We start from the raw sequence: 22,501 nt of genomic DNA on the forward strand, positions 1-22,501 counted from the left end.
AAAAGGATAATGCTAACCAAATAAAGATTAAAAAAAAAGAATAATTCAACCGAATAAAGATTTAAAAAAAGAAAAAAAGTAGAAATGGAATTTAGATAAAAATCAATAATTCCAAAAGAAAATAACTTATTTATAGAATTCAACCATTCTATTATATGCTTCATCATGAGTAGGCATATTTGTTTGGCATCCTTGCTTTTCAACAACAAATGATGAAACTGAAGAAGCAAATTTAGCAGACTCTTCCAATGAAGCGCCGTTAATGAATTGGGATATAAATCCTGCTTTATAAGAGTCTCCTGCACCAGTAGGGTCTACAGCAGGTCTGTAAATAGACTCTATTTCAAATTTGCCATCATCAACACTGTATATATGGCTGCCTTCCTTACCGCAAGTCATTAAAACAATTTCAGGACCCATTTCCATTAATCCATTGATGTCAACACTTAAGGAATCCTGAATCCTTTTAATTTCATGATGGTTTCCAAATAATATATTTACATTGGCGATGACTTCCTTCAATTTTTTAGGACTGTACATTCCAAGGTCTTGACCTGGATCAAAGGAAACCAATCTTTCCTCTTCCTTAGCAACAATTCCTGTCTTGCAATTGAAATGAGGATCTCCAGTAGCCAAATGAACCGCTTTGAATTCCTTTACCTTATCCCTTGGGACTTCGCTGTCATGGAACTCCTTTGCAGCTCCCCAATAGAAATAACTGATTTGATCCTGATTGCTATTGGTCATAACAAATGCAGTAGGAGTGTTTTCTTCCTGAGAAATGATTAATGCTTCAGTGTCAACACCTAACTTCTGCATGTTCTTATGATAATGGGAGTCTATGAATTCACATCCTACAGCAGAAATCAAACCGGTTTTCATTCCTAATGTTGCACCAATCATAGCAACATTTGCTGCAACACCACCATTCAAGTTTTTCATGGTTTTCATAGGTGCGGAGTTGTTGGCTTTAGGAAACTCATCAACCGTAATGATATAATCTAATGCAGTATGTCCAACTGCTAAAATATCTTTTTTAATACTCAAATAAATCAACCTTTTTTCTCTTGTTTTTAACTGTTAACTGTTAATGAAAAATCAATAAAAAAGTATAGCAAATAAACTTAATTAATGATTTTCAGGTAAAATAAGATTAGATATAGTCCGTATTTATCTCAATAAATACATAAATCCTCTTATTAATCAAATAAATAATATTTAGAACTTTAAAATATAGAAAATTTCAAGCTTAAATATTATCGAATTAGAATATTTTTTCTAAAATTAGTACCAATATTATTTTAGGACTTCACCATATTTAATGATTTTTATTAACACATGTTATGTTAAAAAATTCAATAAAAACCTATAATTTTCCCACCTGAAAAATAATATTTTTTTGGAATTTCCATTAATTTTTTAAAGAAAAAATAGAAAAACCTATGGATTGAAAAAAATAAATTTTAAAAAAATTTTTTAAAAAATCCATCAATTTTGAAAAAATATTAAGTAATAAATGTTTTATTTTTATAATAATTTTAACTTGCGATAGCATTTGAAAAGAAATATTTTAAAAAATTTTCAATGCTGATAAAATATCTAAAAAAACTAAAAGCTCTAAACAAAATTTTAGAACTTACCTAAAAATAAAATCATAAACAAAATTTAAAAAGAAATATCTAAAAAAACTAAAAGCTCTAAACAAAATTTTAGAACTTACCTAAAAATAAAATCATAAACAAAATTTAAAAAGAAAAATATATAATCATTAAATTTTAAAATAAAATTATATTACGACATGAAATTAAATATATATATATATATATACATATATATTGATAAATTAATTTTAAAATGAGGAAGATTATATGAAAAATATTAAGAGAATTACTAATATTTTAATCATATTATCATTATTACTACTTATTTTAGGTCTTATATCACCAATTAATGCATTAGAATTATCTGATGACAATATTAACCAATATACTAATGATAATATAGTTAATAATATCGATAATAATCAAAATATTGAAGATTTAAATTTGAATGAAGATTTAAGAAACGCTTTAGAAGAATCAAATGATGGAAATGCCGATATTTATATCTCTGCAGATGGTGATGATTCAACTGGAGATGGAAGTGCTGAAAAACCTTATGGAACAATTAAACATGGAATCGAAAACAGCGCTAATGAATCAAACATTCACTTATCAGAAGGAAGCTTTGAAGCAATGAACATGACTATAGATAAGGTATTGACAATCCAAGGGGAAAAGGATAAGACCACTCTTGACGCTAAAAATAGGGATAGGATATTTATTTTGAAATCCAATGCAAAATTAACACTTATTGGATTGATCCTAATCAATGGAAACTTTACAAGTGAGGGAAATGATGGCCTTGGAGGATCCATTTACAACGATGAAGGAGAATTGACATTAATCAATTGTACAATTAAGGATTCCTATGCAAGCCTAAATGGTGGAGCAATTTACAATAATCTTGGAAAGCTAAACATCATCAGTTCAAACCTTATAAATAACTCTGCCCTCCAATATGGTGGAGGAATATACTCTGCAGGAATAACCACTATTGATAAGTCCTGCTTTACTGAAAATCATATAATCGCTGAAAAGGGAGTGGGGGGAGCTGTTGCATGTGGAGGAACTGCAAATATCAGCAACACCCTATTCCTAATGAACTATGCAATCTATTCTGCAGGTGCAATTCTCAATTTGGCAAATGCAACAATAAACAACTGCAGCTTTATAAATCAAACCACAAATTATACAGGTGGAGCAATCAGCAACCATAATTACATGATAATAAACAACAGCATATTCAGTGGCGGAAAATCCAGATTCTATGCAGCAGCACTTCTTGCACCTCCAAGCGGACAGCATGTTGTTACTGAAGTCTACAACACCATATTTGAAAGAAATCAAGTAGGGGCACATGGTGCAGTATCAAACAATTTCCCAGACACTGAACTTAAAATGGAAAACTGTGCTATTGTTGACAATGTCATAGTATTGGAGCAAGGAGGAAAAATATATGGAGACATAGCTTTAGATGACAATGCAAGTGTTCTTTATTGCTGGTGGAGACAAAATGAAATAATCCCTTACTATTATTCACCTCATAGCGACAAATACGAATCATGGAAAATAAATGCAAGCAGATGGCTTGTAATGGAATTCACTTCAAGCAATGGCATGATTGACCGTGAAAACACTAATATATTGAATGTGAATCTAAAGCATTATTTCGACAACGAAACAAAGGAAACATATGACTATGACAAGGACATCAATTTGCCTTTGACTGTTAAGTTCTACAACAATTTGGGAAAAACAATAAAAGAAGTGACTTTAGTCAATGGAAGCGCAAGCATAAATTACCTTCCTGATGCAAATACCAAAACAGTTTATGCTAAAATAAACAATCAAACATTGAAAATAGATGTTAAAGAGAAAAGCGAAGCAAACCTTACAGTAAATGATTTGAATAAACACTATAAGGAAAATAAGGATCTGGAAGTTAAGTTAACTGATGAGGACAATTTAGGAATCTGCAATAAAACAGTTAATCTAATCATCTCCGGAAAAACCTACAGCGCTCAAACAAATATAGATGGAATCGCTAAATTTGTCATTGGATTGTATCCTGGAACATATAATGTTAAAGTAAGCTTTATAGATACCGACTATAAGAACAAGGAAAAATCAGTCAAGATAACTGTATTGAAAAACAATATATCAATTGTTGCAAAAAATCTTATAAAATATTATAAGAACGGAACCCAATTGTCTGTAAAGCTACAAGACAACAATAAGAAAGCTTTGGCATCTAAAAAGATTAAACTGACCATTAAGGGTAAAAACTACTATAGGACAACAAACAAAAATGGAATTGCAACATTTACCATAAACCATAAGGTAGGAACATACAGTGCCAAACTAACATTTAATGGAGACAACTGCTACTTAAGTTCCTCAAAAAGCATTAAGGTTTATGTGAAATCTGCAAAAGTCGTGATAAAAAACAGGAAAGTCCAAAGAAAATCATACTTAAATGTCCTGTTTAAAGATAAAAACGGAAAGGCAATAAAAAAGACAAAAGTCAAATTGAGATTTAGAGGAAAAACATACACTAGAACAACTAACTCTAAAGGATTGGCTAAGCTTAAGATAAATGTTAAGTTAGGACTTTATACCATAAAAGCAAGCTTTAAATCAACTAGACTTTATGGAGCTAATGTCTTTACCCATAGGATAAAAGTTATTAAATAAGCTGTTTTACAGCAAATAAAATCCAAATATATTTTTTTAATAAAAACAAGGTGGTCACATACTTGAGTTTGATTTACAAGATAAGTAGCCACAAAAATCTATTTTTATACAATGAATTTGAGTAGAAAAAACATTTTTTTATTACAACAATATTAAGTTAGGATATTAAGTATTATATATGAAAACTTATTAATATAAAATTATCAAATTATATGTATAGTTATTTTTTTAAAAATTTTAAAAAAATGATTAACATTGAATGATATTTAGCTGTTAAGACATTAATGGTTAAATTAAATTGTATACGAAATTTAAGAAAAAAGATTAGTTATCTGAAGATTCAATGAGTTTTTGGATAATTAAAAAGTATCGGATGGTGATTTTTATTTCCGAAGAAGAAATTGAAACTTTAAAAAGCCAATTAGCTGAAAAAGATGAAAAACTTAAAAATCAGGCAAATGAATTAAATCATTTAACCAATGAAGTCATTCCTGAATTGAAGAAAGAAAACAAGCAATTAAAAGCACTTAAGGCAGAACTTACTGATGCATTGGAAACCAGTACAAAAAAATACTTTGATCAATTGGAAATCAATGCAGACTTAAGTGAAAGTGTAGCTAAAAAAGGTGCAGGCCTTCAGCTTGCAAAAGTAAGACTTGAAGAAATTGAAAAAATAGTTGTTGAACTTGAGGAAAAAGCTAAAGAAAATGAAGTTGACTTAGATGCTATCGATGATTTATCTGAAGAAGAAAAATCAATGATAGATGAACTTAAACAAGAAATTAGCGACTTGAATAAAGAGTTAGATGCAAAAGACAGAGTAATTGACAATAAGGAAAAAGAAATCCAAAAGAAACAAGGCCAATTAAAAGACAAAGACTCTGAAATTGCTGACTTGAAAGAAAACTTAATTCCTAAACTCAAAGCGGAATCCGCTGAACTTAACGCTAAAATAAAAGCTAATGCAGCAGCATATGAAGAAGAAAAATCCGGAGTTGGAGGAAGAATCGCTAAATTAGAAGCGGAAATAAAAGACCTTAACGGCAAATTAGATAATAAAAAGAGAGATTATGATAAGTTAAGCACTACCTTAAACGGTAAGGATAAGGAAATCAACTCTCTTAAACATAAATACAACCAATTATCTGAACAGCTTAAAGAAGAATCCAGCAAAGGTTTCTTCAGCAAACTAAGAGGCAGATAATTGTCAATTTAGATTAATTATTAATTAAATTTTAATTATTAATTAATCATCTTTTCTTTTTTTTAAAACATTTTTATTTATAAAATAAGCCTCTTTCTAAAAAAACTAATTCCTTAGACAAAATATCTGTTTTTTAATAATCAAAATATCTTATTTTAAATAATCATTCAGAGTGTTCGCCAAAATGAAATAATTTTTATAGTTTTGGCAGAAATTAAAAATTAAAAAAAGAAGTGTTTATAGTCATTACCTAATTCTAGATATTTATTATAAACAATATATGACAAAATTTCTTAAAATCACTATAAATGATTAAAAATAAAATTTTAAAAGGGTTTTCAAGAAACCCCAAATAATAAAAATTTAAAATTCAAAAGTATAATTTCCATCAACATCCAAATCTTTGTTGAACTCAATACCCTTATAATGGCAAGTATGAACAACAATTGGATTTCTATCAGCCCAACCATTACCCGAGAAGTTAACGGATGGCTCATGGAAATATAACATATCGCAAGAAATTGCTCCACCAGTTCCTGTACAATTGTTGCCAAATGTATTATTATCCATTAAGTGAACATCCTCTTTTGCAAATACTGCTCCACCTTCACATGCTGAAAAGTGTGTTCCAGTTGCTACATTTTGATAAAAGAGACAATTTCTTAAACTTACATTATTACAGCATATTGCTCCACCATCTTCATTTGCATAATTATATTCAAATATTGCAGAATCTATTTTAGCATCATTTTCGCAGTACAATGCACCACCATCATTATCCTTTGCAGAATTGGCATTGAAATGAGAAACAGTAGTTAGATTTAATATTGGATCAAATGATGACCTTACATAAATATGCTTAGCATATACAGCTCCACCATAATCTGCTGCCTCATTTAATTCAAAGGTTGAATTATTAATCCATACAGTTTCCTTAGAACATATAGCACCGCCATAACATTGATGCATTTTTGCACCTTCTGCATTATTGTATTTGAATAAACAACGGGTCACATTTACATCATTTTCACAGAATATTGCTCCACCATCAACATTAGCATTATTGGAGTCAAATGTAGAGTCTTCAACACACACTTTACCTTTTGAAGAAATGGCACCACCATTTTCATCACTAACACTGTTTTTTCTAAATAAGCAATTCTTTAAAACTAAATTTTTAGTTGCATCATTATAGATTGCTCCACCATTATCATTTGCATTATTATTCTTAAAAATTGTATAAGCTATTATAATGTCATTATCAGCACCCAATGCACCACCATTATTATCTTTTGCAGTATTATTGTAGAAATGAGAGAAATTACCCGGATTGTCGAGTGAATCAAATATTGCATTTACATAAATGTTTTTAGCATATACCGCTCCACCATAATCTGCAGCTAGATTATTTTCAAAAGTGGAATTAATAATATGGACATTTTGCTTAGAACGTATAGCCCCACCACGACATTGATAAAATAGTCCATATCCTGCCATATTGGACTTGAATATACAATGGGTTACATTCACATCCTTTTCACAGGATATGGCTCCACCATCAAGATCAGCACTATTGGTATCAAATATACTGTCTTCAGCATAGACTTTACCTTTTGAATAAATGGCACCACCATTATCATCACGAACCCAGTTATCCTTAAACAAGCAATTCTTTAAAACTAAATCGTTAGTTGCATCATTACAGATTGCACCACCATAATCCTCAGCCCTATTGTTGGTGAAGTTACAGTTTATGAGAGTGTATGAAGCAGATCCACCAATATAGATTGCACCACCCCTCTTATTATCATTGTTGCGACCATTATTAATGTTAAGGTTCTTTAATACAACATTTCCTTTTGTTGAATAGAATGCATAACAGTTAGGGAAACATAAACAATCTATAGTATGACCCTGACCGTCAATGGTTAAATTCTTGTTCACTGTAACCTTAGAATTTTCCCCACCATAATAATCAGAACGCAAATATAAAGTTGAACCAACCTTAGCATCATCCACCAAAGATTGAAGGGTCCTGAATGTACCTAAAACATACAACTTACCATTACACCAAAATCCACCGAAAACGATAGAACTTTGTAAATAATCTTCAAGATTATTATAATAACTTGTATCATCCAGGTGGATATCACCTTTTGCAAATATTGATCCACCTTTACACTTTGAAAAATGTGCTCCCTTTGATGCATTGTAGCAAAACAAACAATTGTGTACCCATGTATTCTTACAGCATATTGCTCCACCATCATCATAGGCCTCATTATACTCAAATCTTGCAGTATATGCTATAGTGTCCTCTTCAGAGTACAATGCACCGCCATCATTGTCTTTTGCAGAATTGTTGTAGAAATGAGAAACAGTAGTTAGATTTTGGATTGGATCAAAGGATTTGTTTACATAAATGTTTTTAGCATATACCGCTCCACCATAATCTGCTGCTGTATTTTTTTCAAAGGTGGAATTATTAATCCAGACATTTTGATAAGAACGTATAGCACCACCATAACACTGAAGCAAAATTGCACCTTCAGCTTTGTTGTTTTTAAATAAGCAACGAGTCACATTTACATCATTTTCACAGAATATAGCTCCACCATCAACATTAGCCTTATTAGAGTCAAATGTAGAGTCTTCAACACACACTTTACCTTTTGAATAAATGGCACCACCCTTATCATCACTAATGCTGTTTTTTCTAAAGCAACAGTTTTTAATGATCAAATCGTTAGGTGCATCATTATATATTGCCCCACCATAGTCTTCAGCCCAATTGTCGGTGAAGTTACAGTTTACGAGAGTGTATGAAGCAGATCCTCCAATAAGATTGCACCGCCTTTCTTATTATCATTGTTGTGACCATTCTTTATGTTAAGGTTCTTCAATACAACATTTCCTTTTGTGGAATAGAAAGCAAAACACTTGTCAGCCTTATTACAATTTATAGTGTGGCCATGACCATCAATGGTTAAATTTTTATTTAGGATGACCTTTGAATTTTTCACCCCATAATAATCGCAATCCAAATGTACAGTTGAACCATCCATAGCATTATCCACTAATGATTGAAGATCTTTTAAAGAGCCTTTCTTTTGATAAACACCAACATCAACAAAAGAAGTACTATTCTTCAATTCAATAACAATCCTATCAGAAGAAATAGGAGGAGCTTTTCTTACAGTGCCATTAGATTCAACAGAAGAAGTATCGTTTTTAACGGAAAGATCAGAACCAGCATCAGACAAATCGATTTCATCATTTGATTCATCAGAAACTTCTGATTTTTTAGATTCATAACCTCCTGGAAGTTCCATCAAATGTCTTTTAATATCAGAATTGCCAGAATCTGACATAGAAACAGTATCTTCAACATCTAAATATTTATCTGAATCAGACAAATAAGTTACAGCACTATCATTCATGTCAGCTGCTGAAACACAGCTAACAGCTACAATAGAAACAAATAAACATAGTAAAATAAATAAAGTTTTTCTCATTAAAAATCATCCCACTTTTCTTAATTAAATGGACTTATATCATAATATGAAAAAGAAAATATATAAAGATAATCGAATGTAAGTGCTTACTTACATCTTTAAATAAGAAAATAAGGACAAATAATATGCAATTAATAAAATAAAGCACAAAATAAAATAATAAAAAGAAATAAAAAGAATAGAGAAGTAAAAAGAATAGAAGAATAAAAAGAAATAAAAAGAATAGAAAAATAAAAAGAATAAAGAAATAAAAAGAAAAGAGTAATAAAATAATAGAAAAGAAAGGGATATTTTTCCCAACCAGTGAAAATATTTTGGTCAAGGTTTTCAACCGAAGGTCAAAAAGCTTGAGTTAAGCTTCTTGTCTTAACCTTTTAACAACAAAGTCCTTATCTAATGAGAGCAAGAATGAAGCTGCTCTAGGACCTTGCTTTTGACCAAGAATCATTTTGTAAATAGCTTGGAAAGCCTTTTGCGGTTTTAATCCATGGCTTTCTAAAACTTCATACATAGCATCATGCAATTCTTCTGCAGATGAAAACTCTTTTTCTTCCATTAAATCTGCCAAGTCCTTTAGGAAAGCAACTTGTTCATCTGGAAGAGGCAAGTTTGGTATGGAATCATATTGAACTTGGAACTTGACGAATTTAGGAGCGTATTTATCTAACCAAGCGATAACATTATCCACTCTTTCTCCATATTGCTCTACTTCAAGTTCAGTCAAGTCTGCAAATTCCTTATCTTCAAAGCTTTTGCTTAATTGGGAATTCTTTTTCAAAATGCCAAAGATTCTTTCAAGGTCTTTTTCTCCAACGATTTGATAAGCGTTAACCAAGAATCTGAAAGGAGGTCTAAATGGCAATGGAGCATCTGCATTGATTTGAGCCATCTTATAGATGCTTTTGAATTTTTTGCCTTCTTTTTCAGATGGTGCTTCCTCTTCATCATAGAATACTTTTTCCACCTTATCAAAGGTGTCCATAAAGTCTAACCATGGCATTTTTGGAGAGAAGTCTTTGGATTTCATTGGTTTGCTTCTGAATAAGTAGTAGTTAAGACTTTCAGCAGGTCCGATTTCCAACCATTGCTCTGGAGTGAAGAATACACCATGAGACTTACTCATTGCTTCACCATCTAATGTAATCCATTCATATGGAACTGGATATGGTGCAGGGTAATCAAAGATCTCTTCAGAGATTACGCTACTTACATCATAAGATCCACCAGCTGCTGCATGGTCCTTTCCAAATGGTTCACAAGTGGTTCCAAAGATTTTCCATCTTGCTGCCCATTCAACTCTCCAAGTAAGCTTACCATTACCTGACTTGATGTCCATTTCACCATCGTGACCACATTCACATCTGTATTTGATGATGTCTCCATCAAAATCATAAGCTTCTGTAGTGTTTACTCTACCACATTCATCACAGATAGGGTTATAAGGTAACCAATGGTCTGCTAATGGCTCTCTTCTGTATTCATCAAAAATAGCTTTGATTTCATTGTGCTTTTCAAGGGAAAGCCTAATATAATCAAGATAATCTCCATTTTTGTACATGTCAAATCCTGATTTAGGGGTTATTTCAATACCATAAGCGTCAAGAACATTGAATAATGGTTTTTCAAAGTGTTCTACAAAGTTTTTACAGCATCCTTCAGGACAAGGTATCATAGAGTAAGGCATACCAAGGTACTTATCATAAGATTCAGGAAGTGGGAAAGGAACTTTTCTTAAAGGGTCATGGTCATCTGCAATCCAGATGGTTTCTGCATCATTTCCCAATTCACGTAATGCCTTTCCAATAGCATTTGCTATGAATACGTCACATGAATTTCCAATATGTATAGAACCTGATATAGATGTACCACTTGCTATGACATGTTTTTCTACATCCATTTCATTTAATTCATCAGCGATTCTTTCAATCCTAATTTCGATATTAAATATCTTAATAATTTATTATAATAATATTTTATTTATCATATTATAAAAAACTAATTACAAAAATAAGGGAAATGAAATGATAGAAAACTTTTGAAAATATATTGAAAATAAAAAACAGCAAAATAAAGATGTTAATAGGATTCTAATTAAAGAATCCTATTAAGTGGAAAATTTGGGCATAAGCCCGAATGTTTTTTTTTTTTAACACAAAAATTATGTTAAAAAATAGTATTAAAAAAATAAAAATAATAAGATAAATTAGTAGGAAGATTCTACTGAAATTTAAGCTTATTGTTCAAATCTGCGTCTGTCAATTAATTCTTGACGTTTACCTGCGTTCCAACCACCGTTTGCAGATTTAGCGTGACCTACTTGTTGTACGTAACCAGTAATTCTGTCATACCATTCTACAGAATGCTGAACTGTAAGCCCAGAAACCAATGTCAGATTTTCTTGCAATCTTATTGGTTAAGCTCATTAATGCATCAGGATCAGAGTAGGACTCACCCATGAATGCATGGAATATGTGTCCACCAGGGGTTAGCTTGTGGTATTGTCCTTCAATCTTAACCTTATCAGCAAAGGAAATGTCAGAGTTTACAGGTACATGTGAGGAGTTAGTGTAGTAGTTAGCTCCGTTGTCACCTTGTAAGATTGCTTTGTTTCCGAATTGCTCTTTGTCTAAGGTTGCGAATCTGTATGCAGTGGATTCAGCAGGGGTTTGCAATACAGACCATCTGAGTCCAGTTTCTTCTTGCAATGCTTTTGCTCTTGCATTGATGTATTCTAAACATTTGATACCGAATTTGTTTGCATCAGGATTGTCGATACCTTCATCGAATAATGCAAGCAACATTTCATTAAGACCACAGAAACCGAAGGATAAGGTTGAGTTTTGAATTCTGTAGTAGGTTTCACCGTCAACATCCTGATTTAAGAATGGCAAGATGTCAAAGTTGTTTAAACAGTTAAGACCTTGGTTTCTTCTGATCATTAAAGTTTCAACAGCTAAATCCATATAGTTGTCTAAGTATTCGAATACATCATTTTCATTTCTGGATTGGTATCCGATTCTTGGTAAGTTTAAGGTTACGTAAGCTAAGTTACCGGTTCTTAAACAGTCTTGTTCCCAATTACCTGTCCAGGTGTCTTGGAGACAGGTTCTGCATCCCATATAGTTAGCCATTTGACCTCTGTATTTAGGCAACATGTTTACGAAGTAGGATGAACCGTATTTTGCAGAAAGTTCGTGAACTAAACGGATGTCATCGTCATAGTCACCTTTTAAGGTTTCTTCACGTAATGTGTAAATGGTATTTGGGAATAAGTGAGGTTTGCCTTCAGAATCTCCTTCAAGCAAGATTTCAGTAAATGCCTTTTGGATCATTCTGGTTTCATCTTCAAAGTCGGAGTAAGTTCCTACAACTTCCCCTCTTGGACCGTATGCAGTTACGTCCTGCAAGAATTTTGGAACTCCGAATTCTAATTGCATACTTGTAAATGGAACTTGAGAACCTCTTGCAGCGTAAGCCATGTTTAAGTTGTAGACCAACATTTGAATGGATTGTTTTACTTCCTCATAAGATCTGCCAGTTGCAAATGGTGCAACAAATACGTTCCATAAGGACATAGCTTGTCCACCAGACATGTTTTGCTGTGCTGCTAACATGATTTCTCCGGTATGGTTCATTAATGTTTCCATATGGGAAGGAGGTGCAGCAACGGAAGTGTGGTCACCGGTACCGTCCACTTTAAGACCATATTTAATGAATGCCCTTATATCATGTTGGAGACAGTTTAATGGTCTTCCTGCGAAGAACTCCAAGTCGTGAATGTGAATGTCACCAGACATGTGTGCATCTGCCAAATGAGCTGGCAACATGTGTAAGAGTGCATATTGTTTTAATGCTTCATCAGCAACATACTTGTGAATGGATTCTGGGTTATGCATCATGTTTGCATTGTCTCTTGAACCGCTTTCAATTAAGGAAGTGATGTTGTAAACAGGAATACCTAAACGAGTGTATCTGCTTCTTAAATCTTCTAATCCATATTCAACAAGTTTTGTGTTTACGATTTCCCTAATCATAGGAGCAGTAAGGTATTCTACATTGAGTTTTTTAAGTTCTTTCCAAACTTCAGTAGCTATTTCAAAAGCAGTTTCTTGGGAAGCACCGGTTTCCTCAACTAAAGTGCTTGCAATTTTAGCCATGTCGAATGGTTCAATTTTATCTCTTGAAGAACGTACTTTTAAAGTATTTTTAGCTAAGTATTTGTTAGCTGCTTCAGAATCTACACATTCTAAACATTCGTAAACAATTTTTTTGATTTCTTTAGTGGTGATTCCATCGTATAAGTTTGCAACAACAGTTGAGAGAATATTTTCATATTCACCGATTGGAGCTTCCACCATAACTAAAGACTTCAACAATTTTTCATAACTAAATGGCTCAGAGACACCGTTGTTCTTTTTAACAGTGATCTTGGCCCTTTGGATATCGTTTTCAATATTTTCAACTTTTTCCACTTTAACACCTCTAAAAAATCTCACAAACCCGTCATTATTAAAGTAAGAGTAAGCAAGTAATGATAAATGAATCAATAATTATAAACCCTAAAATTTGCACCAAATTTTTATTAGATTAAATATTCAATTGATTACTAAATAATATGTTTTTACATGTATAAAATCTGTTCGATATTATACGAAAGTTAGTAACTTAACAAAAAGTTAGTTACTTCACGAAATAATATATGTCATAAGATGTATATAAATCATTCGTTTTTATGCGAACAATAATTATAGTATCAATTATGACTATTAAAAAAATACTTAAAACTTTTCTAAATTAAAAAATAAGGCAAAATAACAATCCTTATTTAAACTTAAAAATTAAGGAAAATACTTAAAAATTAAAAGGATGGAATTAAAAATCCAATAAAAATCATTGCCTTGATTTTAATAAATCCAAATAATTCTAATGAAAAATAATTCCAAAAAATCAAATTTTTTCATCATTAGCTATACAATCTAAAGTAATGACAAATTTCATATTACCATTAGTCAAAAACTCTGAAATTAATGATAAATTTTAAGAATTACTTTCCAAAGAACACATCCAATGAACTTTGCTTAGACTTATCACTTTCAATTTAAAGAATTACTTTCCAAAGAACACATCCAATGAACTTTGCTTAGACTTATCACTTTCAAACAATGAATTTATACCAAATTCCTGAATTTCCAATCTTTGCTCAAGATAATGTGATACAGGGTATCTGTTTACAAGGTCCTGGGAAATTTCAAGATATTTCACTACAGATCCCTTGGATACACTTAGAATCAAGTCTCCACCACATTTGCATTTGCCTGTAAGAGGCATTCTCCTATACTTTGCACCACATTTAGGGCATCTGACCTTTTGCTTGGAGAAAGCCCTTGAGTTACCCATAATATCAGGCAGGAAGTGAGAAGAGAGAACACCTTCCACAACTCCTCTTTGGTCAACAGCACGTATAAGCTCTGCCAAATGGATTTGAGCTTCCACTTTTTCCTTCATAGAGCCTAAACGCTTGTATAAGCAAACCTTTGGCCCTGCATGAATACTGGAAGTGTGGTGGGAAAACATTAGGTCATGATACTGTCTATCAGTACCTAAATGCATTTCTACATTGTCCACTAAATCTAACATTTCTGCTGGCTTTAAAGGCTCTTGAGACCTTTCAAAGAATTCCAATGGGAATCTTTCAAATATGTCCAGGTTGTGGGATTCATCGTCGATTTCCTCTGGATCTATACGAGTGGATAAAACCAAAGGAGCATCCATACTTCCTCCACGAGTACTTGGCAAGTATGATTTGGAGAAGTTTATCAATGCATCCAGCAATAGAAGCACAGAATCTTCGTCACTGTCGCAGTTTCTCCTTTTTGCAGAGTGGAAATAAGGATGGGCATAACAGCCTAAAGCCTTTGTGAATCCTACAATACGGCCTAATACTCCTGCAGAAGTATGGGGAGCAAGACCTGCAATAAGATGTCCGATAAGGTCATACTTATCACTTACATTATAGAACCTGTCCATTCCATAAAACTTCTCAAGCAGATCATCAACGAAATTAGCTACATCTACAAGATATTCACCGCAAATGTCAGAAACTACAATATCCTGAACCTTAAGTTCAATAATTTGGTCTTCACTAACTATATCCTGACCATAACAGTCCTTCTCATATCCCATTTCCAATAATTTTGGAACAGTTACCCCTATTTCACTTGGGATGAAGTGGGTGAGAGGCAAATCAGTAGAGTCATGACGAATGGTTCCTTCCTTAAATGTGTAAACCTCATTCTTAGCCCTTAATATTCCTTTTTCTAAAGGTTCTGGAAGCTTGTCTTCAGAAATCAAACCAACAACACCCTTTACCTCATCGACTTTACGAACACCAATATTATTGGAAGCCTTTGAAAGCATGTAAGCCAGATTGATTTCTTTAGAGCCTGCCTTCCCTATAGTTGTAGGAGCTCCACAATTAGGACAGATAGCTAGGAAAGAACTGGTATTACAGTCAGGATTAGTGCATTCCCTTTTTGCAAATTCCACTTTAATCTTTTTCTTTTTAGCTGCTTCTGCCACTAAACGTCTGTTTCCACCATTGTTTCCAATAGGGAAAAGGACATGAGGTGCAGGTCTCATCATTCTTTCCTTTGATTTTTCAGGACGGCCCACCCTTGTACCGATATAGCATGGAGCCTTGTCCTTGATTTCAAAGTCAATGTTTTCATTGATGATGTCAACAACCTTGAACTTATAGTACTCATCAGCAAGATACTTTGAATAATCTACATTTATGGTTTTGAGCAATGCATAAGCATAGTTTTTCTCAATGATAACCTTTCCATCAATCAATTTATGTGGAAGACCCATAACTTCAAGAATCCTCTTTTGATAAGACAAATCAAGCTCCAAGTCTTCCCCATTTGGATAGACTGTTTCCAGATAATCTCTACGGCTATCAAGCCACTGGCTTAAGTCAACCAAATCCTTAATGGAAATGTCATTATAATAATAGGTATACTCAGGATGCAAAGGCACATTGTACTCTTCAGTTATATCAAATGCCTCTTCAGCAGTAAACTTCCTTGTTTGAAGAGAATTCAAATCCAATGCCTCTTTTTCCCCATCACTTAATGATTGGTACTTTTCTGAATTCCTTATTGTTTCTATCCACCATTCCTCACACCAGCAAGCTCCAAGCATTGGCTGGTTATTCCTTAGGAATTCTCCAAATGCAACAAGCATGTCACCTAAGAAAAGAATCTCAACAACCTTTCCCTTGACTTCTCTTGCCTCTGCAATGGAATCCAATCTGCGGACTTCTCCTGATTTCAGCTTTACAGTAGGACCTTCAATGGAATCTACTGGAACTACACAGTTACCCTTACCTGGCCTTTCAATCTTCAATTGTGTTCCAACAGCCAAGAACTCTAAAAGTTCCATTGTTGCAGGGTGAACCCCCATAGTCGCAAGACCGGTATTTCTTGAACGACCATACCTTAATCTGAATCCTCCCTTTTCAGAAGGATATCCTAAAACAGGCCTTCCGCCAATAATATCGTGAGCATATTTAGAGTGTTCAAAGAGCTCGTCCTTATCGATGATGTTGTCATCAATTTCCTGAACAACCTCTTCTTCACTATCATCAGAACTTTCCTCTTCCTTAGCAGGTCCAACACCCTTAGCATATTCTGCTAAGAATTCCCAGCTATCCAGCTTAAGGATATGGGCATATTTCAAGATCTTTTTGGATTTCTGAATTACACCTTCAACCATAGCAAGAAGAGCTCCTCCTCTAATGTTGTTTGTTTCTACACGAGGCAAATCCCTGTGAGACACTTCAATCTGATCTGTTGGCTCACCGCTTACTTCTACAGGAATGCTTCTTGCAGCAAGCCTAACCTCTTCAACAGTTGGAGAGTATTGAAGGTTAGTGACTTCAGATTCGTAAAGCTCCACCTCTTCCACATATCTTTCAATCTCATCATCAGTAGGCTTGAATCTATCAAGTCCAGTAGCTACACGAATCTTATCTCCTAAAAGAACAGCTAATGCAGCTGCAGTACCTCCTGCACTACGAATAGGACCTGCAAAGTATACTGCAACATATTTGCTTCCATCAGAATTGCTTTTGATTTTCACTCCAGAAATACCTTCCAAAGGAGCTGCTACAACCCCTTCTGTTAAAATAGCCAAAGCAGTTCTTAAGCCTTGATCTGCAAAAGCCTGTTTTTCAGCCTCAAGCTTAGCTCCAGTTTCAGTTGATTCCTGAGATGCAATTTCTGCAGCAATTTCAAATGCAACCTCCTCCCTTGACATATCTTTTTCCAATTCCTTGATACGCTTTGCAATACCTTCAGGACCTACAAGCCCTTCTACTCTCTCTGCCAAGTCCTTTGCCAATGGAATTTCAGTTTCCAACTCAACATCAAGCCCTTTTGACCTTGCTTCATTAGCTATCTCATACAGCTTATGAGTTTCACTTTCCAATCTTTCAAAATAATCCATTCCATCATCCATTATAATCACTAATAGCTAATAAATTTGTTTTGTTCTGCATATATTGTTTTTAAATTATTTGTTTAATCTTAAATATAACTTAAATCATTTTGTTAATATTAAATATTATTTAATCCTTTGTTTAATCCCAAATTGATTTAAATTCTTTGTTTAATATTAAATATTATTTAATCCTTTGTTTAATCCCAAATTGATTTAAATTCTTTGTTTAATCCCAAACATAATTTAAATTCTTCATTTTATCCTAAACATAATTTAAAATCATATGATGGTTTAAATCGTGTTTAAAGTGTTTTTAACCTATGATTATTAAGTTATAAAATATAACATTTTCATCAAATTTTGTCTAATATTATTATATGTTTTATCTTATTTAAAAATATTAAGAGAGCAATTAAAAACTAATATGAAAATGAAAATTTGAAAAAAAAAATAATCCAAAAGAAGCCGTATCTAACATGAATTCTAATTTTAAATCGAGATTTTTAAAGAATAATTAAAAAAATAGAAATAGAAAATTGATAATATGAACCATCAATTTTCTTAAAGTTTTATATTTATTTTAATATTTTAGCTTAACATTTTAACTAAATAATTTTACAATATTTTAACTAAATTTAACTAAACAATTTAACCAAACAATTTAACTAAAAAATTTTACAAACTATTTTAACTAAATAATTTTACAATATTTTAACTAAACAATTTAACCAAACAATTTAACCAAACAATTTAACCAAACAATTTAACCAAATAATTTAACCAAATTATTTAACTTAAAATTTAGTTAAAATTAACTAATTTTTAATATTGCTTTTTTTGTTACTGCAGCAAAAGTGCTGTCTCCTCCGTATTTTACGGTAAAACTGTAGGTTCCTTTCTTGTTTAGGCTTACATTTACGGTTACGACTCCGTTTGCATTGGTTTTTCCAGAGTAGGTTTTTCCGTTTAGAGTAAATTTAACCATTTTATCGCTTATAGGCTTTCCATTTGCTGTTTTGAATGTTGCAGTTAATGCTTTGGTTTTTGCAGTTGCCTTGTAAGACTTGTTAGGAACAGTTAAAGTAGGGGTTTGCTCTTTTACAGTGATCTTTGCTACAGCAAATGATGCATTGTAATCATCATCTCCAAGGAAGCATATTGCAAAGGTGTAGACTCCTTTGTATCCAAGGTTGATTTGCAATTTAGCAACACCATTTTCATCAGTGCAGATACCATCTTTTTCGTAGGTGTATACAACACCATTGAATCCTATTTGCATTGGCTTATTGGCTAATGGCTTACCATTGGAATCCTTTAAGGTAAATACAAAATAATTTCCAACTCTGCCATCCTCTTTAGCAACAGCAGTAGTGACCATATCCTTGTATTCTAAGTTTGTAGCAAGTCTACCAGTTTCAGGTTTGTCCTCGGCATCTGTGTAGACCTTTAGTGAAACGACTTTTCCAGGGTATGTTGTTACCTCTACACCGTCAGGGCTTAGTCCATACATGTCATCAAGATAATGTTGTCTTGTTAAATCGGTCAATGGAACGCCATTGCTATGCATCAAAACCCTAATTTCATCTCCCTCTTTGATTGGAACATATTTATTCAGCTTAATGGTTTTAAATCCTGAAAAATCACTTACTCCACTTTGAGTATAAACCTCTTTATCATTAACATATATGGTAAATTCGTATTCAATTCCACTTTCATTGAAGTAGGTACCAATTGCAGCTATATTTTCCCCAACTATGGCAGTATATTTAGCAAAGTAATATGGGAAGTCTTCTAAATAAGCGGATAAATCTCCAAAGTCCATCTCATAATTCACACTATATCTTATGTTGTTTTCAAGGTTAAATGCCACAGCAGAATTTAATAAACCTTCATTTTCACCATCTAAGATGGAAGGCTCATAATAGGACATATAGAAGTATCCATTATCTCCAAATGCAGTTCCCCAACTATTTTTAACTATCCATGCTCCATCTGCTGGAGGCTTAATTATAAAGTTTTCTTTTGAATAATGGTCATCCCATCCAACAATGCTCACCAAATGATTCATAAATCGATGAGAACCATCGGGATAAGTGTCATTTCCATAATAAAATGCAGCGGTTGCAGGGTTAAAATAAGGACTTGATTCACCTTCTGAACAATATGGAACCATTACAGCCCCATATTTCATCAATGCTTTTTTAATCGTTCATATGTGTCATTCATACCTCCGGGAATCATTATTATATCTTGGATATGGAAAGTTTAATTGGAATAGTAGAGTAAATTGGATATCTTACCTAATTCATCATACTCGTCTCTGCTAGATTCATGAACTCCTAACCAACTGAGAATATGTGAAATGGCTGTTGTTGGCTTTCCTCCTTCAAGGTGATTAGAGCTTCCGTATTTTGAGTAGGCCAATACCAAATTCTGCAGGTTATTTACAGAAAGATTATATGTCACTCCAGTGGCTTTAAGGAGTGCAGATTCCAAAGCCGCAATTGAAGCAAAAGCCCAACAGGCCCATTTACACCCTGATCAACTACTGGAGACACCCATCCCCAATCCCTTAGGTCAAATTTTGATGGGATAGTATCTACATATATTGTATTGTTTATAAGATTGAGGTCATTGGAAGCCCAGGAATTCTCAAATTTATACTCTTCATTATCTACGGATATTTCATCATTGACAAAATCAGTATTACTGCTGCCAAATGTTGAGAAATATCCAAATATGCTTGTTCCAGTATTGTTGAAGAATGAATCTTCAGCATAAGCTTCTGCATTATATAAATAAATTGTGTTGGCAACGCCATCTATAAGGTATGTAACATAATTTTGAGTGAAATTGGATTTTGAGATATTCAATTCACCTTCATCAAAGAATATTGCTCCTGCATCGAAGTTCGCTCCATTGTTAATTAAACTGGAATTAATAACAATTAGATTTGCCAGAGATGCATAAATTGCACCACCGGCAGTTTCAGCAAAATTGTTGGTGAAATTAGAGTCAATTACCTTTAGATTAGAGTTTAATTGAACAATAGCTCCACCGAATTCACTTACACAATTATTGAAACTGCAGTTTCTAACGTTAATTGTCAGGTTTTCTTCTGGACCTCCACGTCCACCACTATCAATGTATAGTGCTCCACCATCTTTTTTAGAGGAAATGCTTTCAAATATGCAGTTTTCAATATTATAGGAAGCTTTGAAATAAGGATTTTTCACATATTTAATTGCTATTGCACCGGCAGTTAAATTTGCATTTAAATTATAGAATTTGGTGTTGTTCAGTGCAAAAAGAGCTGTTTCTGCAAAGATTGCTGTTGCGTATTTTGAAGTCAAATCTCTAAAAATGCTATTGTCCATATCTAAAAAAGCATTCCTAAGATAAACATGTCCATAAATGGTTTCTCCTCCAGAGAATGTTGAATCTTTGATTACAAGATTAAAACCTTCAGATGCTATGTCATTTCTGTGGAGAATGTTGGAAGTGAAAGTACAATTGCTTATATAGGCAACTGAAGATAAAAATTTTTCTTTAGTAGAATGCTGATTTCCAAGGTAGAGAAAAATCTTATTTGCTGTATTTATGCTACTGTTATCAATAAAATGAACATTGTTAAAGATAACGTTGGAACTGCCAAATACCCTAATCATAGCGGAATTGGCATTAAGAATTGTCAGATCATTAATCGTTACATTGGAGGCAATTATTGCGAAACCCTCTGCAACGCTTTTGAAATCAACTGTATGATTATTTCCATTTATCGTTCTATTGAGTAAATTTATCCCATTTATCAATTCCATATCATATCTTCCATCAAAGGCATAATCATGTGTTAAGTTCACCTCTTTTTCTGTTACCCTTACTTCATAATCCAGGTATTTCAATGAATTGAATTCCTCTTCATCAACTGTAACATTATTGAAATCAAGGTATTCACTCCAATTCCATTTGAATACCATTATTCCTTCTGGATTTGTTTCCACTACCTTGTTAAATTCAGTACTTATCCGAGACCTAGGAACCGGTACCATATCATCGTCATTTATATAAGCCAATAAACCTATCCAGACAATAGCACCTTTTGTATTGTTGAGATGCCATAGTGCCTCATCATATACCCATTCAGGAGTTTTGTGGAAAGTTCCTGTATAAAGCATTGGAAGCACCATATCAAAGGCTGCAGTAAGTTCATCATATCTAAAACCAAACCAATCCTCATAATGATCCCTACCAGGACCTACACAGCAAGATATTTTTATATCAGGATTTATCTCTCTGATGGCGCTTATTGCTTGTGTTCTAAATAAGCTCATTGCTTCCAAACCTCCAGGAGGGTCTTCAGCAGCATCCCATGTATCTTGACCAGAGTATTCCTTTGAACCTGAAAATCTAAAGTAATCAAAATTAATTCCATAAAGCCCTGGTATGCTGGCAATCATTTTAAGCTCTTCAATTTTTGTATCAAAAAATTCTTGATTTGGTTCTCCATTTTCTTTTACAGGCAATGTCCATACTCCAGATTCCCAAAAGATTTGAGTCCAAATAGGAATATTGATATTATGTCTCCTTGCATCGGCAACAACGTCTGCAATCACTTCCATAGTATTTTCCCTATATACGAAATAGTTTAGCAGTATATCTGTCACACCATGATTAGCAAGGTCTGTGAAATTGAGAAGTGTCAAAAAACGACCATTGGCCCAATATCCATAATGGCAATCGCCATTTAAACCATCAAATAAAGGTTCAATGTATATGTCATTGATATTTGAATTATCATCTTGAACAGCATCATCGATTGTTTCTATGCTTGAGTCTTTTCCAATGTAAATTTCATTTTGATAATCATCAGCCACTTCAACATCTGAATTTTTTCCATGGAATGTTTCAGCAGACACTTCATTGTTTAAGTCTTCCTCTGCTGATAAAATCTTTTCTTTTGAAGAATCTGCATAAACTGTATTTGA

Annotated in this window: 10 protein-coding genes and 2 pseudogenes; 2 read left to right on the forward strand and 10 right to left on the reverse strand. The window is 33.0% G+C overall.

Features of this window, described 5'->3' with window-relative positions:
- Window positions 1-126: 126 nt before the first annotated feature.
- Window positions 127-1,047 (reverse strand): carbohydrate kinase family protein, encoded by a 921-nt coding sequence (locus QZV12_RS08510; RefSeq protein ID WP_295620250.1) that lies wholly within the window; start codon window positions 1,045-1,047, stop codon window positions 127-129.
- 821 nt (window positions 1,048-1,868) lie between these two features.
- Between QZV12_RS08510 and QZV12_RS08515 the strand changes: the two genes are divergently transcribed.
- A complete protein-coding gene (locus tag QZV12_RS08515; protein ID WP_295620253.1) occupies window positions 1,869-4,295 on the forward strand; it encodes a hypothetical protein in 2,427 nt (808 codons plus the stop codon).
- Between the two features lie 343 nt (window positions 4,296-4,638).
- Complete coding sequence (locus QZV12_RS08520) at window positions 4,639-5,499, forward strand: hypothetical protein (RefSeq protein ID WP_295620257.1); 861 nt, start codon at window positions 4,639-4,641, stop codon at window positions 5,497-5,499.
- A 363-nt stretch (window positions 5,500-5,862) separates the two neighbouring features.
- Here QZV12_RS08520 and QZV12_RS08525 read toward each other — a convergent pair whose 3' ends face one another.
- The 9 genes and pseudogenes from QZV12_RS08525 to QZV12_RS08560 form a co-directional block, all read right to left on the reverse strand.
- On the reverse strand, window positions 5,863-8,241 hold the full coding sequence (locus tag QZV12_RS08525) for a right-handed parallel beta-helix repeat-containing protein (protein ID WP_295620260.1): 2,379 nt from the start codon (window positions 8,239-8,241) through the stop codon (window positions 5,863-5,865).
- 15 nt (window positions 8,242-8,256) lie between these two features.
- Window positions 8,257-8,340, reverse strand: a pseudogene (locus tag QZV12_RS13700) (hypothetical protein); the annotation flags it as partial.
- Window positions 8,310-9,014: a hypothetical protein gene (locus QZV12_RS08530; RefSeq protein WP_295620264.1), complete on the reverse strand. Its 705-nt coding sequence runs from the start codon at window positions 9,012-9,014 to the stop codon at window positions 8,310-8,312. The pseudogene QZV12_RS13700 and the gene QZV12_RS08530, both read right to left, overlap by 31 nt.
- Window positions 9,015-9,366: 352 nt before the next feature.
- Window positions 9,367-10,953, reverse strand: coding sequence for a lysine--tRNA ligase (gene lysS / locus QZV12_RS08535; RefSeq protein ID WP_295620334.1), 1,587 nt, complete (start codon window positions 10,951-10,953; stop codon window positions 9,367-9,369).
- 294 nt (window positions 10,954-11,247) lie between these two features.
- A pseudogene (nrdD, locus tag QZV12_RS08540) lies at window positions 11,248-13,486 on the reverse strand (anaerobic ribonucleoside-triphosphate reductase).
- 634 nt (window positions 13,487-14,120) lie between these two features.
- Complete coding sequence (gene polC / locus QZV12_RS08545; protein ID WP_394350731.1) at window positions 14,121-17,522, reverse strand: DNA polymerase II large subunit; 3,402 nt, start codon at window positions 17,520-17,522, stop codon at window positions 14,121-14,123.
- A gap of 805 nt (window positions 17,523-18,327) precedes the next feature.
- Window positions 18,328-19,689, reverse strand: coding sequence for an Ig-like domain-containing protein (locus QZV12_RS08550; protein WP_295620271.1), 1,362 nt, complete (start codon window positions 19,687-19,689; stop codon window positions 18,328-18,330).
- A 92-nt stretch (window positions 19,690-19,781) separates the two neighbouring features.
- Window positions 19,782-20,012 carry a hypothetical protein gene (locus QZV12_RS08555; protein ID WP_295620274.1) on the reverse strand — a complete coding sequence of 77 codons (231 nt, stop codon included), beginning with the start codon at window positions 20,010-20,012 and terminating at the stop codon, window positions 19,782-19,784.
- Window positions 19,979-22,432 carry a hypothetical protein gene (locus tag QZV12_RS08560; protein ID WP_295620277.1) on the reverse strand — a complete coding sequence of 818 codons (2,454 nt, stop codon included), beginning with the start codon at window positions 22,430-22,432 and terminating at the stop codon, window positions 19,979-19,981. The genes QZV12_RS08555 and QZV12_RS08560 overlap by 34 nt, the downstream gene beginning before the upstream one ends.
- Between the last annotated feature and the right edge of the window lie 69 nt (window positions 22,433-22,501).

The organism is uncultured Methanobrevibacter sp. (genome assembly GCF_902769175.1).
GTDB lineage: Archaea > Methanobacteriota > Methanobacteria > Methanobacteriales > Methanobacteriaceae > Methanobrevibacter.

Coding starts and splice junctions, on each gene's coding strand:
- QZV12_RS08515 (WP_295620253.1), top strand. CDS start 1,869: ATGAAAAATATTAAGAGAATTACTAATATTTTAATCATATTATCATTA.
- QZV12_RS08520 (WP_295620257.1), top strand. CDS start 4,639: ATGAGTTTTTGGATAATTAAAAAGTATCGGATGGTGATTTTTATTTCC.
- QZV12_RS08530 (WP_295620264.1), bottom strand. CDS start 9,014: ATGAGAAAAACTTTATTTATTTTACTATGTTTATTTGTTTCTATTGTA.
- polC (WP_394350731.1), bottom strand. CDS start 17,522: ATGGATTATTTTGAAAGATTGGAAAGTGAAACTCATAAGCTGTATGAG.
- QZV12_RS08550 (WP_295620271.1), bottom strand. CDS start 19,689: ATGGTTCCATATTGTTCAGAAGGTGAATCAAGTCCTTATTTTAACCCT.